This window comes from Arthrobacter sp. K4-10C (assembly GCF_059090085.1).
Genome location: NZ_JBNHFI010000001.1, coordinates 230031 through 246230, shown reverse-complemented (window position 1 = coordinate 246230; position 16200 = coordinate 230031). Strand labels below are relative to the sequence as shown.

Annotated in this window: 11 protein-coding genes; 7 read left to right on the top strand and 4 right to left on the bottom strand. The window is 66.4% G+C overall.

Features of this window, described 5'->3' with window-relative positions; genetic code table 11:
* Window positions 1–113: 113 nt before the first annotated feature.
* On the top strand, window positions 114–1475 hold the full coding sequence (gene glmM / locus AC5RUU_RS01055; protein WP_493973378.1) for a phosphoglucosamine mutase: 1362 nt from the start codon (window positions 114–116) through the stop codon (window positions 1473–1475).
* Window positions 1476–1536: 61 nt separating this feature from the next.
* On the opposite strand, the gene mscL is transcribed toward glmM, so the two are convergent.
* The 4 genes from mscL to coaA form a co-directional block, all read right to left on the bottom strand.
* Window positions 1537–1941 carry a large conductance mechanosensitive channel protein MscL gene (mscL, locus tag AC5RUU_RS01050; RefSeq protein WP_493973377.1) on the bottom strand — a complete coding sequence of 135 codons (405 nt, stop codon included), beginning with the start codon at window positions 1939–1941 and terminating at the stop codon, window positions 1537–1539.
* A 61-nt stretch (window positions 1942–2002) separates the two neighbouring features.
* Window positions 2003–3784 (bottom strand): hypothetical protein, encoded by a 1782-nt coding sequence (locus tag AC5RUU_RS01045; RefSeq protein WP_493973376.1) that lies wholly within the window; start codon window positions 3782–3784, stop codon window positions 2003–2005.
* A gap of 17 nt (window positions 3785–3801) precedes the next feature.
* Window positions 3802–4674 carry a M15 family metallopeptidase gene (locus tag AC5RUU_RS01040; RefSeq protein WP_493973375.1) on the bottom strand — a complete coding sequence of 291 codons (873 nt, stop codon included), beginning with the start codon at window positions 4672–4674 and terminating at the stop codon, window positions 3802–3804.
* Between the two features lie 5 nt (window positions 4675–4679).
* A complete protein-coding gene (coaA, locus tag AC5RUU_RS01035) occupies window positions 4680–5675 on the bottom strand; it encodes a type I pantothenate kinase (RefSeq protein WP_493973374.1) in 996 nt (331 codons plus the stop codon).
* A 110-nt stretch (window positions 5676–5785) separates the two neighbouring features.
* On the opposite strand from coaA, the gene glmS reads away from it, so the two are divergent.
* The 6 genes from glmS to treZ all read left to right on the top strand — a co-directional run bounded on the left by glmS (window position 5786) and on the right by treZ (window position 16132).
* Window positions 5786–7678, top strand: a complete 1893-nt coding sequence (gene glmS / locus AC5RUU_RS01030; RefSeq protein ID WP_493973373.1) for a glutamine--fructose-6-phosphate transaminase (isomerizing) — start codon at window positions 5786–5788, stop codon at window positions 7676–7678.
* Window positions 7679–7682: 4 nt separating this feature from the next.
* The gene (locus AC5RUU_RS01025; protein WP_013601780.1) at window positions 7683–8030 is read left to right on the top strand and encodes a holo-ACP synthase; all 348 of its coding nucleotides are present in this window, start codon (window positions 7683–7685) and stop codon (window positions 8028–8030) included.
* A gap of 46 nt (window positions 8031–8076) precedes the next feature.
* Complete coding sequence (locus AC5RUU_RS01020) at window positions 8077–9699, top strand: NAD(P)H-hydrate dehydratase (RefSeq protein WP_493973372.1); 1623 nt, start codon at window positions 8077–8079, stop codon at window positions 9697–9699.
* 63 nt (window positions 9700–9762) lie between these two features.
* Complete coding sequence (glgX, locus tag AC5RUU_RS01015; protein ID WP_493973371.1) at window positions 9763–12018, top strand: glycogen debranching protein GlgX; 2256 nt, start codon at window positions 9763–9765, stop codon at window positions 12016–12018.
* Complete coding sequence (treY, locus tag AC5RUU_RS01010; RefSeq protein WP_493973370.1) at window positions 12015–14345, top strand: malto-oligosyltrehalose synthase; 2331 nt, start codon at window positions 12015–12017, stop codon at window positions 14343–14345. The genes glgX and treY overlap by 4 nt, the downstream gene beginning before the upstream one ends.
* Window positions 14342–16132 carry a malto-oligosyltrehalose trehalohydrolase gene (gene treZ / locus AC5RUU_RS01005; protein WP_493973369.1) on the top strand — a complete coding sequence of 597 codons (1791 nt, stop codon included), beginning with the start codon at window positions 14342–14344 and terminating at the stop codon, window positions 16130–16132. The genes treY and treZ overlap by 4 nt, the downstream gene beginning before the upstream one ends.
* The last annotated feature ends 68 nt before the right edge of the window (window positions 16133–16200 follow it).

Below are 16200 nucleotides of genomic sequence, written 5' to 3'. Positions count from 1 at the left end.
AGTAGTCCCAGTAATTACCCTTGGCTAAGTGCAGGTACTGGCAAGTAGATCCGGCCCGGACGCACTGGCTACTCAGATGCAGCCCAGCCAGCCCCATCCTCTAGACTTGACCGGTGTCTAGATTATTTGGAACTGATGGTGTCCGGGGGCTGGCCAACGGCCTGCTGACAGCAGAGCTGGCCATGCAGCTGGCCCAGGCGGCTGCCGTCGTGCTTGGCCACGACCGCAACTCCAACGGCTCGAGGCCCCGCGCCGTGGTGGCCCGCGACCCCCGCGCCAGCGGCGAGTTCATCGCCGCTGCTGTGGAAGCCGGGCTGTCCAGTTCAGGGATCGATGTCTACGACGCCGGCGTCCTCCCCACGCCCGCCGCAGCCTACCTGGTGGCAGACCTTGACGCGGATTTCGGTGTCATGATTTCCGCCTCCCACAACCCGGCGCCCGACAACGGGATCAAGTTCTTTGCCCGCGGCGGCCAGAAACTCCCCGACGACGTGGAGGACGCGATAGAGGCCCAGATGGGCAATGAGGCAGTCCGCCCCACCGGCGCCGACGTGGGACGCATCCAGCGCTTCTCCGACGCCGAGGACCGTTACATCGTCCACCTCCTCAGCACCCTGCCGCACAACCTGAACGGGCTCACTGTGGTCCTGGACTGCGCGCACGGCGCCGCCAGCGGCTGCTCGCCCCAGGTCTTCAAGGACGCCGGCGCGGATGTCATCGTTATCGGTGCGGAACCGGATGGACTCAACATCAACGACGGCGTCGGCTCCACCCATCTCGGCCCGCTCAAGGAAGCCGTGGTGAAGTACGGCGCCGACCTCGGCATCGCCCACGACGGCGACGCTGACCGGTGCCTCGCAGTGGATCACGAGGGTAACGAGGTGGACGGCGACCAGATCATGGCCATCCTCGCGGTCGCGCTCAAAGCGTCCGGCAAGCTGAAGGACGACGTCCTGGTCGCCACCGTCATGAGCAACCTCGGCTTGAAGCTCGCGCTGCGCGAAGCCGGCATCAGCATCCGCGAAACAGCAGTGGGAGACCGCTACGTCCTCGAGGGCATGCGCGAGGGCGGGTTCAACCTCGGCGGCGAACAGTCCGGACACGTCATCTTCTCCGATTACGCCACCACCGGAGACGGCCTCCTCACGGGCCTGCAGCTCGCCGCCCAGGTTGCGCTGACCAAGAAGCCGCTCAAGGAACTGGCCACAGTAATGACCAAGCTCCCGCAGGTGCTCATCAACGTCAGGGGCGTGGACCGCAGCCGGGTCGGCAGCAGCGATGTCCTCGCACAGGCCGTCGCTGCAGCGGAAGCAGCGCTCGGCGAAACCGGCCGTGTCCTGCTCCGCCCCTCCGGCACCGAACCCGTAGTCCGCGTCATGGTGGAAGCAGGCGACGAGGAAACCGCCCAGTCCATTGCAGAGCACCTCGCGCAGGTGGTCCGCACCGAACTCGCCCTGGAACTGGTCAGCGAGTAACCGGCAACAAACAGATGTGGCCCGCCTCCCCCTGGGAGGCGGGCCACAATATCCGGGCGGGTCAGGAAGTTCGGCTCTTCAGGGCATCACGGATCTCGGTCAGCAGCGCGATCTGCGGGTCCTCGGCAGACTCTGCTTTCACGTCTTCGTTGATGCCAAGCCGGCGGTTCCGGCGCTCGATCATCAGATTCATCGGCAGCACCACCACAAAGTAGATGGCAGCCGAAATCAGCAGGAAATTGACGATCGCGGTGAGCAGGACGCCGAACTCGATGGCGTTCCCGTTCAGGTCGACCCTCGCAAAGCTGTCAAAGTTCGGCGACCCCACCACAGCAGCGACAAACGGCATAAGCACCTTGTTCACGAGCGCCGTCACCACCGAACCAAACGCGGTACCGATCACAACGGCGACGGCAAGGTCAACGACGTTGCCCTTCATGATGAAATTCTTGAATCCAGTCAGCATGACACCCACGCTAACCCAAAGGGGACGAAGGATTGTTACAGCTGCCCTGCCCGGCCAACACCTATCGCAGGAACAACACTAGGATCAGCGGACTGGCGAGACAGATAAGTGCGGCGCCGACAATGCCGCGCCAGATCTGCTGGCTCCGCGCTCGAAGCTGGGCTGCCGTGGCTTGAGCGTTCGGACGCGACCAATCACCAAAGCCTGACCCGACAGAATCCATCCTTCTGAGCGTCCGTAAGCCTTGGATCATCCCCAAGGTCGCTTCAATGGGCTTGTCCTCCAAGTATGTGCGCGACGTCCACGCCACTTTTGCCCGCTCCAGCGGGAAGGCCAACGTAACTTCCGCCCCGTGGTGGTCAACCCTTAGCTGTACCCCACTGGGGTCCGGACCTGCCGCATACGGCCGGTCGGGCTCGATGCCGCGCACGGTTTCCCAGGGAAAGGTAGCTATGATGTCGGGTCTCCAGCCACCCCCAATCAGCAGTGCTCCATCTTTGTTGAAGCAAAATGAGAAGAAGCGAGGCAAACGGCTGGAGTTTAAGTTCCGCATTAGTTCCGGGCGGAGCGTATGAAGGGCCGCGAGGAATTCAGGGGTGCGCTGGCCCTGCAGTACTGTGAATTGACTCATGGCACGAGCCATCGCGAAGAAGCCGTCCGTCCGCAGGTTCAGTAACGATGTAGCCCCCATTGCCAAAAAGGTCCCGCCGAGCAGTTCGGCCAGGAAAAAGGCAAGTACTCCGGGCCAATCCTTGGTGGGAGGCCCTGACAGTAGTTGCTGAACCATCGGCCACGTGAGCCAGAACGAAATTACTAAGGCTGCGAGTGGGCCCGCCACCCAACAAACAATCTTGAATTGATGGGCAGCCTCTTTCGACTGGCGACGCCAGATGTGCGCTTCAAAAGCATCACCGGCATTGGTCGCGCCGGGGAGTGTACGTACATCAAAACTCCGGACACCCCGATCACTGATGCCACGAAAATCTGTCCGGAGGCTTTTGGCGCGCCCTGGACGTGTCAATCTGACGTCCAGTGCGTTCGACTGGGCCAGGACGGAGGCCTGACGGTCAACGTCCACCTTAGAAAGTTCAGCCAGCAGCAGCTCCGGATCCAGTTCCGACGGCGAAATGCAGAAATTGGCCAACCGGCCCCTGCTCGCAGGCGCGGCCACTTCCTGGTGGCGGGGTCTCCGGCGGAGTATCCACTTCGCGAACTCAGCGGTCATGAAGTGGCAGTTGTCCTGAGCGTCTGCATAGGCATCAAGGCCCGAGTAGCCCATGTTGCCCGTTATGCCCGCCGAGGTCTGCCTGAGCTGAAGCGCAGCTATTGAATGTGCCGTGTTGAGCAGCAGAACTACTTCGCTCGCGCCGTACTGGATCACACCGCCCCTTGCCAAGCTGACCTCCGGGCTGAGGCTGAGGATCTCTTTCACCCGAGTGTGACACCGGAAAAACATAATGCTGCCGTGCGCCAACAGAATGTCGCGGAACAACAGCATGTCGTAAAGCGCCGCGTCTACAGCACCCGCTGGACGGGGAGCCAAAGGAGGAGCGCTGGGAGGGGAACAGAAACGTATTAGGAAAGGGGCAACCCCAGGTCCACCGCTAAAATCCGCGAAGACCCCGGACATCGCTAGGCTGTCGGACCTGGCCAAATCCTTGTCGAGCGCCTGAAGAGTGCCCAAACTGAGTTCCTGCGTGAAGGCCAGGGAAGAGCTCAGCGCAGCGATCTGCTTCTCGTCGAGGGGCTTACGCCGCGTCAGGTCCTCCCGCGCCGCAGCCCCGATGCGTCCAACGATGCTGTCGATTTCGCTCTGCGGGTCCGCGCCGCGATTGTCCCCCATGCGGCCAATGTACAGCCTTAGGGATACCCCGGCGCCGCCTCCACGCCGAAGTACTCCTCCAGCGTGAAAATGCCCCGGTGCGCCATATCCGTGGCGGCCTCCACGCCGATGTACCGCAGGTGCCACGGCTCGTAGTAGTACCCGGTAATCGGATGGAACATCCATGGGTACCGCACCACGAACCCGAACCTGTGTCCGTTCGCCTTCGCCCACACGGCGGCGGGCTGGTCCGCGAAGCACGGCTGGAATCCGCACGCGCCCCCGCCGTCGGCAATATCGAACGCCCACCCCGTCTGGTGCTCCGAATAGCCGGGGCGCGCGCTGGCATTGTCGGCGTCGGCCTGGCCGCGGGCCGCAACGTAGCCGTTGTAGGTGGCCACCTGTGTCGCGTACGAGCGGTAGCCGCTCGCCAGCACCATGGACACCCCATCGCGCGCGGCCGCCGCGAACATCGCCTCCGCGGCGGCCGCCGTCGTGCTGTTCAGGAGTGACGCCTCCCCGGACACAGTCATCGTGACGGCGGGACGCACCAGGTCGGCCGGCGCGTACGCCGCCGGCACCAGCGGCCGGTGCTTGTTCACGATCAGCCACGGGCTCGCCGGGTCCGCCAGGGAGAACTGCCGCGGCAGCGCGGCGGAGGGAGAAGGCGTCGGGACCGGCTCCGGAGGCGCGGGCGGCAACGTGGCGGACTCCGCCGTCGGGGTTGCCGAAGCGGTCACGGCAGCGGGGGAGGGGGACGCCGAAGGAGAGGACGACGGCGGCGCCACCTTGGGTGCCTCCGGCGTGCAGGCTGTCAGGACGGTCAGCCCCGCGCCTGTGGCGAGGAAGCGGGCAAAGCTCCGGCGGCTGGGAACCGAAGGATCCGAATCAGGCGGGCAGCCGTAGCACACCTGTGCTACACCTTCCGTAGCAGCATGCGCCGCACCGTGTGGTCCGCCTCTTTGGTGAGCACCAGCTGCGCCCGCCCGCGGGTGGGTAGGACGTTCTCCTCAAGGTTGGGCTCGTTGATGCGCTTCCAGATGTCCCGGGCCGTGCTCTCGGCCTCGTCGTCGGACAGGCTGGCATACCGGTGGAAGTAGGACTCCGGCTGCGCGAACGCCGTGCTCCGCAGCTTCCGGAACCGGTCCACGTACCATTCCTCGATGTAGGACGTCTTGGCATCCACATAGATGGAAAAGTCGAAGAAGTCACTCAGCGCCAGGCCCTGCCGGCCGTCATGCCGGGGGCGCGCGGGGGCCAGCACGTTCAGTCCCTCCACAATCAGGACGTCCGGCCGGCGGACCACCACTTCCTTGTCCGGAACAATGTCGTACGTGACGTGCGAGTACCAGGGCGCCCGGACCTCCTCTGCCCCGCTCTTGATCTCGCTCACGAACCGGAGCAGCGCGCGGCGGTCGTAGGACTCGGGGAAACCCTTGCGGTCCAGCAGCTGGCGCCGCTTCAGTTCGGCCAGGGGGTAAAGGAAACCATCGGTGGTGATCAGTTCCACGTTCGGGGTGCCCGGCCAGCGGCGCAGCATCTCGCGGAGTACGCGGGCAATGGTTGACTTGCCCACCGCCACCGAACCCGCCACGCCGATCACAAACGGGGTGCGCTGGGTTTGCTCGCCAAGGAACGTGGTGGTGGCCGCGTGCAGCTGGCCTGCCGCCTCGACGTACAGGTGCAGGAGGCGGGAGAGGGGCAGGTAGACCTCGCGGATCTCCCTCATGTCCAGGGGATCGCCAAGGCCGCGCAGGCGGACGATATCCTCTTCATTAAGAGGCTGTTCCATCTGGGCTGCCAGCCTGGACCAGGTCTGCCGGTCCAGCTCCACGAACGGGGAGACACCCTCTCCATTCGCCTCGTTGCGTTGCAAAGTCACGCTAGTGATTCTGCCCCGCCCCCGGCACATAGCGAAATGCAGGCGTCTCTCTCCGGGCGGCGTGCAGCCGCCACACTCGAGTCCACAGGCCCGTGCGAGGCGGTTTAGAGCTAGGGCTCCCAGCCGATAGTCTTTAGCCTATGTGTGGAATCGTGGGATATGTGGGCCGTCCGGTTGACGGTGTAATTGCCGGTCACAATGCTTTGGATGTTGTCCTGGAGGGGCTGCGCCGCCTGGAGTACCGGGGCTACGACTCCGCGGGGGTGGCTGTGGTGTCCCACGGCAGCATCGAGGCAAGGAAGAAGTCGGGGAAGCTGAGCAACCTGATCGCGGAGCTGGAGGCGCGGCCTTTGCCGGAGACGGTGACCGGTATCGGCCACACCCGCTGGGCCACGCACGGCGGGCCCACGGACCGCAACGCTCACCCGCACCTGGCTGACGGCGGCAAGCTCGCCGTGATCCACAACGGGATCATCGAGAACTTCGCCGAGCTGAAGGTGGAGCTGCTGGAAAAGGGCGTGGAGTTCGCGTCCGAGACGGACACCGAGGTCGCCGCGGCGCTGCTGGCGGACATTTTCCGGAACAAGCTGGGCGGGGACACGTCCGACGGCGGCCTGACCCGGGCGATGGAGCTTGCCTGCCAGCGCCTTGAGGGCGCCTTCACCCTCCTTGCCGTGCACGCTGACCAGCCCGATGTGGTGGTGGCCGCGCGCCGGAACTCGCCGCTGGTGGTCGGCCTGGGCGAGGGGGAGAACTTCCTGGGCTCGGATGTGTCCGGGTTCATCGACTACACCCGCCGCGCGGTGGAGCTGGGCCAGGACCAGATTGTCACGATCACCGCCGACACGGTGGACATTACCGATTTCTTCGGCAACCCGGCCAACGGCAAGGAGTACCACGTGGACTGGGACCCGGCCTCGGCTGAGAAGGGCGGTTTCAGCTCGTTCATGGAGAAGGAAATCCATGACCAGCCAGACGCCGTGGCGCAGACCCTGCTGGGCCGTTCGGACCTGGACGGGAAGCTGACCCTGGACGAGATCCGGATCGATCCGGAGCTTTTGAAGCAGGTCAACAAGATCATCGTGCTGGCCTGCGGCACGGCCGCGTACGCCGGGACGGTGGCGAAGTACGCGATCGAGAACTGGTGCCGGATCCCCACCGAGGTGGAGCTGGCGCACGAGTTCCGCTACCGCGACCCGATCCTAGACGCGAACACCCTGGTAGTGTCCATCTCCCAGTCGGGGGAGACGATGGACACCCTGATGGCCGTCCGCTACGCCCGGGAACAGGGCGCGAAGACCATCTCGATCTGCAACACCAACGGCTCCACCATCCCGCGTGAGTCCGACGCCGTGCTCTACACGCACGCCGGCCCGGAGATCGCGGTGGCTTCCACCAAGGCGTTCCTGGCCCAGATCACGGCCGCTTACCTGCTGGGCATGTACCTGGCACAGCTGCGCGGCAACATCTTCTCCGGCCAGATCAGGGACGTGTTGGCGGACCTGAACAAGATCCCGGAGAAGATCCAGACCATCCTGGACAACGCAGGTCCGCTGCGTGAACTGGCCCGGAGCATGGCCAACGAGAAGTCCGTGCTGTTCCTGGGCCGGCACGTCGGCTACCCGGTGGCCCTCGAGGGCGCCTTGAAGCTCAAGGAGATCGCCTACATCCACGCCGAGGGCTTCGCCGCCGGCGAGCTCAAGCACGGCCCCATCGCCCTGATCGATGAAGGCCAGCCGGTGTTCGTGATCGTGCCGTCCCCGCGCGGCCGCGAATCGCTGCACGCCAAGGTGATCAGCAACATCCAGGAAGTCCGCGCCCGCGGCGCCCGCACCCTGGTCATTGCCGAAGCAGGCGACGAAGCGGTCAAGGCCTACGCCGAGCACGTCTTCTACGTCCCCGAGACGCCCACCCTGCTGATGCCGCTGCTGACCACCGTCCCGCTGCAGATCTTCGCCGCGGAACTCGCCGCGGCCAAGGGCTACGACGTGGACCAGCCGCGCAACCTCGCCAAGAGCGTGACCGTAGAGTAGTGCCATGATCGTAGGCATTGGGGTAGACGTCGTAGACATCGAGCGGTTCGGCCGCCAGCTTGAGCGCACACCGGGCCTCCGGGACCGGCTGTTCGTCCCCGCCGAGCGGGAACTGAACACCCGGTCCCTGGCCGCCCGGTTCGCTGCCAAGGAAGCCGTGGCTAAGGTATTGGGGGCACCCGCCGGCATGAATTGGCAGGACTGCTGGATCGGTCTGGACCACAACGGCCCCACCGTCCAGGTCAAGGGCACCGTGCTGGCCGTCGCCGAAGCCAAGGGCGTCAAGCGCTGGCACCTCTCCATCAGCCATGACGGCGGGATCGCCACCGCCACGGTCCTGGCCGAGGGCTGAGCAGGCACCGGGCCCGGGCATCCGCCTGAGCAGATGACCTGACCAGATGATCAGCGCCTTCACCGGAACGCAGGTCCGGGCCGCCGAGGAGCCACTCCTGGCTGCCGGGCTGGGTGACGCGCTGATGCAGCGCGCTGCGCACGGGCTGGCCAACGCCGTCATCATGGAACTCCGCAGCCGCGGCCGGCGCATCTACGGCACACGCCTGGTGGTGCTCGCCGGCAAGGGCAACAACGGCGGGGACGGGCTTTACGCGGCTGCGTTCCTTGCCGCGCGCGGGATGCGTACGACGGCGGTCCTCACCTCGGGGATGGGCCACCCCCAGGCGCTGGCTGCTTTTGAGGGCGCCGGCGGGCGTGCCCATGAACTAACGGAGGCGGTACTGGGTGGGCTGGCGGCGGAAGCCGCGCGAGCGGACGTCGTGATTGATGCCGTGCTGGGAACCGGAGCCAAGGGCGGGCTGCGGGGGAGCGCCGCAACGTTCGTCGAGGCCATCGTGGAAGCCCGCCGGGTCGAGAGGCATGGGTTCGTGGTGGCCTGCGACCTGCCCAGCGGCGTGGACGCCGACACCGGCGGCGCCGCTGCGCCGGTGCTGGCGGCTGACCTGACCGTCACGTTCGGGGCTGCCAAGTGCGGCCTGCTCGCGGATCCCGGCGCGGACTATGCCGGCCGGGTGCAGGCGGTGCCCATCGGCATCGAAGACAACTTTCCCAGTCCGCCGCTGCGCCGGCTGGAGGACGCGGACCTCGCCGCGCTCCTGCCAAGCCCCGCCCGCCGCGCCCACAAGTATTCGCGCGGGGTCCTGGGTGTGGTCGCGGGATCTGCCGCCTACCCCGGGGCCGCGGTCCTGGCCTGCCGCGGTGCCCTCGCGGCTGGCGTGGGAATGGTGAGGTACCTTGGGCCGCCCGAGGTGGCCGACCTGGTGCGGCATTCATGCCCGGAAGTTGTGTGCAGCACCGGTACCGTGGCCGACAACCGGGTGCAGGCCTGGCTGGTGGGCTCCGGGATGGGGACCGAAGACCATGGGCAGCTGGCACGGGCCCGGGACGCCGTGGACTCCGGGCTCCCCACGGTGGCGGACGCCGGAGCCCTGCCCGCGCTTCCCGAGACGCTCGCCCCGCACGTGGTCCTGACCCCGCACGCCGGCGAGCTAGCCTCGCTTCTGCAGCGCATGGGCGGGTCGGAGGACCGGGACGCGGTGGAAGCCGCAACTTTGGGCGCCGTCCGCCGCGCCGCCGCCCGGACCGGCGCCACCGTCCTGCTGAAAGGAGCGTCCACCCTGGTGGCTGCCCCTACCGGTGATGTGTACAGCCAGGCGGACGGAACGCCCTGGCTGGCCACCGCCGGCAGCGGAGACGTCCTGGCCGGTGTCATCGGCGCACTGCTCGCCCAGGCGGGACCCGACGTCGGACGCTTCCGGTTACCGGTTCCCAACGTTCAAAACACGGCCACCAACAATACCGACGAGGACGGCCGGTGGGCTGCACTTGCCGCGCTGGGAGCGGCGCTGCACGGCAAAGCCGGCAGGTCGGCGTCGGACTTCTACTCAGGAGGTCCGATCACTGCTGGCGTAATCGCCAACGCGATTCCCGATGTTTGGGGTAAAGTCAGCATGCTTAGCAATTCGGGTGGCCGGAAACGTGGAAGTCACAGCCACCCGCTACGGTAGGCATAGTTCGCACGGCAGCTGGGGGCGGTTCAGTACCGCTGCCGACCAACGATGAGGAGCATTATGGAAGTCTGGCCCGGATCGGCTTATCCCCTTGGCGCCACGTACAACGGCACCGGCACCAACTTTGCCCTGTTCAGCGAACGAGCAGAAAAAGTGGAACTGTGCCTCTTTGATGACGACGGCGAAGAAACCCGCATCACCCTGGACGAGGTGGACGGCTATGTGTGGCACTGCTACATCCCGCAGGTCCAGCCCGGCCAGAAGTACGGCTACCGTGTCCACGGACCCTACGATCCCGCCTCCGGCAACCGCTTCAACCCGAACAAGCTCCTCTTGGACCCTTACGCCAAGGCCATCCACGGCCAGGTGGACTGGGACCCGTCGCTGTTCACCTACAACCTGGGTGAAGAGGACTCAATCAACAACGAGGATTCCGCCGGGCACATGATGCTCGGCGTGGTCATCAACCCGTTCTTCGACTGGGAGGGCGACCAGAACCTCCGGATTCCCTACCACCAGTCCGTCATCTACGAGGCGCACGTCAAAGGCCTCACCCAGCTGCACCCGGACGTCCCCGAGGAACAGCGCGGAACCTATGCCGGGGTGGCGCATCCTGCCGTCATCGCGCACCTGCAGAAACTCGGCGTCACCGCCATCGAACTCATGCCCGTGCACCAGTTCGTCAATGACGGCACGCTGCAGGACAAGGGCCTGACCAACTACTGGGGCTACAACACCATCGGCTTCTTCGCGCCGCAGAACACCTACAGCTCCACCGGTGACACCGGGCAGCAGGTCCAGGATTTCAAGGCCATGGTCCGCTCGCTGCACAAAGCCGGCATTGAGGTCATCCTGGACGTGGTGTACAACCACACCGCCGAGGGCAACCACCTCGGCCCCACGCTGTCCTTCAAGGGCATCGACAACGCCGCCTACTACCGGCTGATGGAGGGCGACGAAAAGTACTACATGGACTACACGGGCACCGGCAACTCGCTGAACGTCCGCCAGCCCCACTCCCTGCAGCTGCTCATGGACTCGCTGCGCTACTGGGTGACGGAGATGCACGTGGACGGCTTCCGCTTCGACCTCGCCTCCACGCTGGCCCGCGAGTTCTACGACGTGGACAAGCTGTCCACCTTCTTCGAACTCATCCAGCAGGACCCGGTGGTCTCGCAGGTCAAGCTCATCGCCGAGCCCTGGGACGTGGGGCCCGGCGGCTACCAGGTGGGCAACTTCCCGCCGCAGTGGACCGAATGGAACGGCAAGTACCGGGACACGGTCCGCGACTTCTGGCGCGGCGAACCTGCCACGCTGGGCGAGTTCGCCTCCCGCATCACTGGTTCGGCCGACCTCTACGAACACTCCGGCCGGCGCCCCGTCGCCTCCATCAACTTCGTCACGGCGCATGACGGCTTCACCCTCCACGACCTGGTGTCCTACAACGAGAAGCACAACGAGGCCAACGGCGAGGACAACAACGACGGCGAATCCCACAACCGTTCCTGGAACTGCGGTGTTGAAGGCCCCACGGACGATCCCGAAATTCTTGCGCTCCGGGCCCGGCAGCAGCGGAACTTCCTCGCCTCGCTGCTCCTGTCCCAGGGCGTGCCCATGATCCTGCACGGCGACGAAATGGGCCGCACCCAGCAGGGCAACAACAACGGCTACTGCCAGGACTCCGAGCTGACCTGGATCAACTGGGAGACCATCGACCAGCCACTGGTCGAGTTCACCGCAGCCGTCAACGCCCTCCGCGCCAAGCACCCCACGTTCCGTCGCAGCCGGTTCTTCGACGGCCGGCCCGTCCTGCGGGGCGAAGGTGAACGCCTGCCGGACATCGTATGGCTGGACCCGGACGGCGAAACCATGAAGCCAGAGGCCTGGGACAGCGGGTTCGGCCGCTCTGTGGGTGTGTTCCTGAACGGCGACGGCATCCAGGGCAAGGACAGCCGCGGACGCCGGATCACCGACGTGAACTTCCTGCTGTACTTCAACGCCCACGACGACACGGTCAAGTTCACGCTTCCGTCCGACGAGTACGCCCCGGCGTGGGACATCATTATCGACAGCGCCGGGCAGAACGCGGACACCGAACCGGTTTCCGCCGGCGAGCCGCTGCCCGTGGAAGCCAAGTCCCTGGTGGTCCTCCGGGCCCACACCGTGCCGGAGGTTGAGCCGGACCATTCCGTGGCCGCCTCGCTTGCCGCGCTGACACAGTCCACAACCAGCGAGGCGGAGTCCATCAGCACGCCCGTGGTGGCAGAGCCGGGGAAGACGACGAAGGTGGGCACGCGGAAGGCATCTGACAAATGAGGACCCCCGCATCCACCTACCGGCTGCAGATCCGCAGCAGCTTCACGCTGTTCGATGCTGCCGAACAGGTCCCGTACCTGAAATCGCTGGGTGTGGACTGGGTGTACCTCTCGCCCATCCTCACCGCGGAGCAGGGCTCGGACCACGGCTACGACGTCACCGACCCCTCCGCGGTGGACCCGGAGCGCGGCGGCCCGGAAGGGCTGCTGGCTCTGTCCACGGCTGCCCGCGAGCATGGCATGGGCGTCCTGGTGGACATCGTCCCCAACCATGTGGGCGTTGCCTCGCCCCCGCAGAACCCGTGGTGGTGGTCGCTGCTCCGGGAAGGCCGGGGCTCGCCCTACGCCGAGGCTTTCGACGTGGACTGGGACCTGGCCGGCGGCAAGATCCGGCTGCCCATGCTGGGCTCCGACGCGGACCTGGACAAGCTGGAAATCAAGGACGGCGAACTCCGCTACTACGACCACCGCTTCCCGCTCGCGCCGGGCACCTACGCCGAAGGCGACTCGCCGCAGGACGTCCACAGCCGGCAGCATTACGAGCTGATGGGCTGGCGCCGCGCCGACGCCGAGCTCAACTACCGCCGGTTCTTTGCGGTCACCACGCTGGCGGGCATCCGGGTTGAGCTTCCCCGGGTCTTTGAGGAAGCCCATGCCGAGGTGGGCCGCTGGTTCCGCGAGGGACTGGTGGACGGCCTCCGGGTGGACCACCCCGATGGTCTGGCGGACCCGGCCGGCTACCTGCGCTGGCTGAAGGACCTCACCGGCGGGGGCTACGTCCTGGTGGAAAAGATCCTGGAGCCTGGCGAAGTGCTCCCCGGGGACTTTGCCTGCGAAGGCACTACCGGCTACGACGCCCTGGCGGACGTGGACCGCGTGTTCGTGGACCCCGCAGGGCAGGCCGCGCTGGATGCCCTGGACGCTGACCTGCGCGGGGCTTCCGGACCGGCGGACTACGCCGAAATGATCCGCGGCACCAAGCGGATGATCGCGGACGGCATCCTGAGGTCCGAGGTGCTGCGCCTGGCCCGCCTGGTGCCGGAGTCCTACGGGCTGCCCTTGGAGCAGGCGGCCGACGCCATCGCGGAAATCATCGCATCGTTCCCGGTCTACCGGACCTACCTGCCCACAGGCGCCGAGATCCTCAAGGAAGCGTGCGGGTCCGCCGCGGAACACCGGCCGGACCTGGCCGTGGCCGTGGGAACACTCCTGCCGCTGCTGCTGGACCCGGCAAACCCGATTGCGGTCCGGTTCCAGCAGACCTCCGGCATGGTCATGGCCAAGGGCGTCGAGGACACCGCGTTCTACCGCTACACCCGCCTGGGCACGCTGACCGAAGTGGGCGCCGAACCAACCGAGTTCGCCGTCGCGCCGGAGGAGTTCCACCACCGGATGCGCCGCCGGCAGGAGGACCTGCCCCTGTCCATGACCACGATGTCCACCCACGACACCAAGCGCAGCGAGGACGCCCGGGCGCGGATCTCCGTGATCGCCGAACTGCCGCAGGAGTGGACGGCCACACTGAATACCCTGCGGGAACTGGCGCCGATCCCGGACGGCCCGTACGAGAACCTGCTGTGGCAGGCCATCATCGGCGCGTGGCCCGCCAGCCGGGAGCGGCTCCAGGGGTACGCGGAGAAGGCGGCCCGCGAGGCCGGCAACTCCACGAAGTGGACAGAGCCCAACGAGGACTTTGAGTCCGCCGTGAAGGCAGCCGTGGACGCGGCGTTCGACGACGCCCGGGTGAACAAGGCAGTGGAGGAGTTTGTGGCACGGATTGACGCCCACGCCGCGTCCAACTCCCTGTCAGCGAAACTGGTCCAGCTCACCATGCCCGGCGTGCCGGACGTCTACCAGGGCAGTGAGTTCTGGGAGCGCTCCCTGACGGACCCGGACAACCGCCGGCCCGTGGACTTCACGCTCCGCCGGCAGGAGCTGGCAAGGATCGACGGCGGGATGTTGCCGGCAGCGGGAACGGAAGCCAGCAAGCTCCTGGCCACCTCGCGGGCACTCCGCCTGCGGCGTGACCGGCCGGAACTGTTCCAGGGCTACAGCCCGGTGGCGGCCACGGGTGCGGCGGCCGAACACCTGCTGGCGTTTTCCCGCGGCACCCCGCACACGTCGCCAGGGGCGCTGACGCTTGCCACCCGGCTCCCCGCAGGACTGGAAGCCGGCGGCGGCTGGCGGGACACCGCCGTCGAACTTTCCGTTCCCATGCGGGACGAACTCACCGGGACCGGCTACGGGCCTGGCAGCGTTTCGGTGGCGGATGTCCTGGGTACCTACCCGGTGGCTTTGCTGGTACCGGTGGATGGAGAGAACGCATGACCCTGGTCAATGTTGGTCCTGAGCGCTTCGATGTCTGGGCCCCGGACGCCACATCCGTGATCCTGCTGGCCAACGGCCGGCAGTACCCCATGCTGAAGAAAGACACGGCGCCCGGTTCTGAGGGGTGGTGGACCGCCCCCGACGCTCCCGGCGACGGCGAAGTGGACTACGGGTACCTGCTGGACGGGGACGGCCATCCTGTCCCCGATCCCCGGTCGCGGCGCCTGCCGTCCGGTGTCCACGAGCTGTCCCGAACGTTCGACCCGGCCTCCTACCCGTGGCAGGACTCCGGCTGGGGCGGCAAGGACCTCAAGGGCTCGGTGATCTACGAACTCCATGTGGGCACCTTCACGCCTTCGGGAACCCTGGACGCTGCCGCGGAGAAGCTGGGCTACCTGGCTGAGCTGGGCATCGACTTCATTGAGCTGCTGCCCGTCAACGGCTTCAACGGAACCCACAACTGGGGCTACGACGGCGTCCAGTGGTACGCCGTGCACGAGGGTTATGGCGGCCCCGCCGCCTACCAGCGCTTCGTCGACGCTGCCCACGCGGCAGGGCTGGGCGTCATCCAGGACGTGGTCTATAACCACCTTGGGCCCAGCGGCAACTACCTGCCCAAATTCGGCCCGTACCTGAAGCAGGGTGACGCCAACACCTGGGGCGACTCGGTCAACCTGGACGGACATGGCTCGGACGTGGTGCGCGAGTACATCCTGGACAACGCTGCCCTGTGGCTGCGGGACTACCACGTGGACGGGCTCCGCCTGGACGCCGTGCATGCCCTGCGGGATGAGCGTGCCGTGCACATCCTCGAGGAGTTCGGCGCACTGGGCGACGCAGTGTCCGCCGAAACCGGGCTGCCCAAAACGCTCATCGCGGAGTCCGACCTGAACAACCCGCGACTGCTGTACCCGCGTGACACCAACGGCTACGGGCTGGCCGGGCAGTGGAGCGACGACTTCCACCATGCCGTCCACGTCAACGTCAGCGGCGAAACCACCGGGTATTACTCCGACTTCGAATCCCTGGCTGTGCTGGCCAAGGTGCTGAAGGACGGGTTCCTGCACGACGGCAGCTACTCCAGCTTCCGCGGGCGCCACCACGGCCGGCCCATCAACACGTCGCTGGTGCACCCCGCGGCGCTGGTGGTCTGCAACCAGAACCACGACCAGATCGGCAACCGGGCCACGGGGGACAGGCTCTCGCAGTCGCTGGACTACGGGCAGCTGGCCGTGGCCGCGGTGCTCACCCTCACCTCACCTTTCACGCCGATGCTGTTCATGGGTGAGGAGTTCGCTGCCTCCACCCCGTGGCAGTTCTTCACGTCGCACCCGGAACCCGAGCTTGGCAAGGCCACGGCGGAAGGGCGCATCAAGGAATTCGAACGTTTGGGGTGGGATCCCGCCGTCGTGCCTGACCCCCAGGACCCGGAGACCTTCCGACGGTCCAAGCTGAACTGGGATGAGGCCTCCACGGGCGAACACGCCCGGCTGCTGGACCTTTACCGGCGGTTGACAGCACTGCGGCGCGAGCACGCCGAGCTGGCCGGGCTTGGGTTCACCGAGACGGAGGTGGCGTTCGACGACGACGAGCGCTGGCTGCGGTTCCGCCGCGGCAGCGTCGAGGTGCTTATCAACTTCTCGGACGCCAAGGTCCGGCTGGACGGAGCTTCCGGCTCGGTTCTGCTGGCGACCGACGAGGGGAGCGGCCTGGAGGGCGAGGCCCTCGCCCTGGCGCCGTGGAGCGCCGCCATCCTAACCAATAAGCCGAGAACGGCGAAAGGTTAGTATAGACACTGGAGTTATCCTAGGCGTACTATTCGCGTACTAACTGGCCGTAAGGGCCAGCTCGGTGT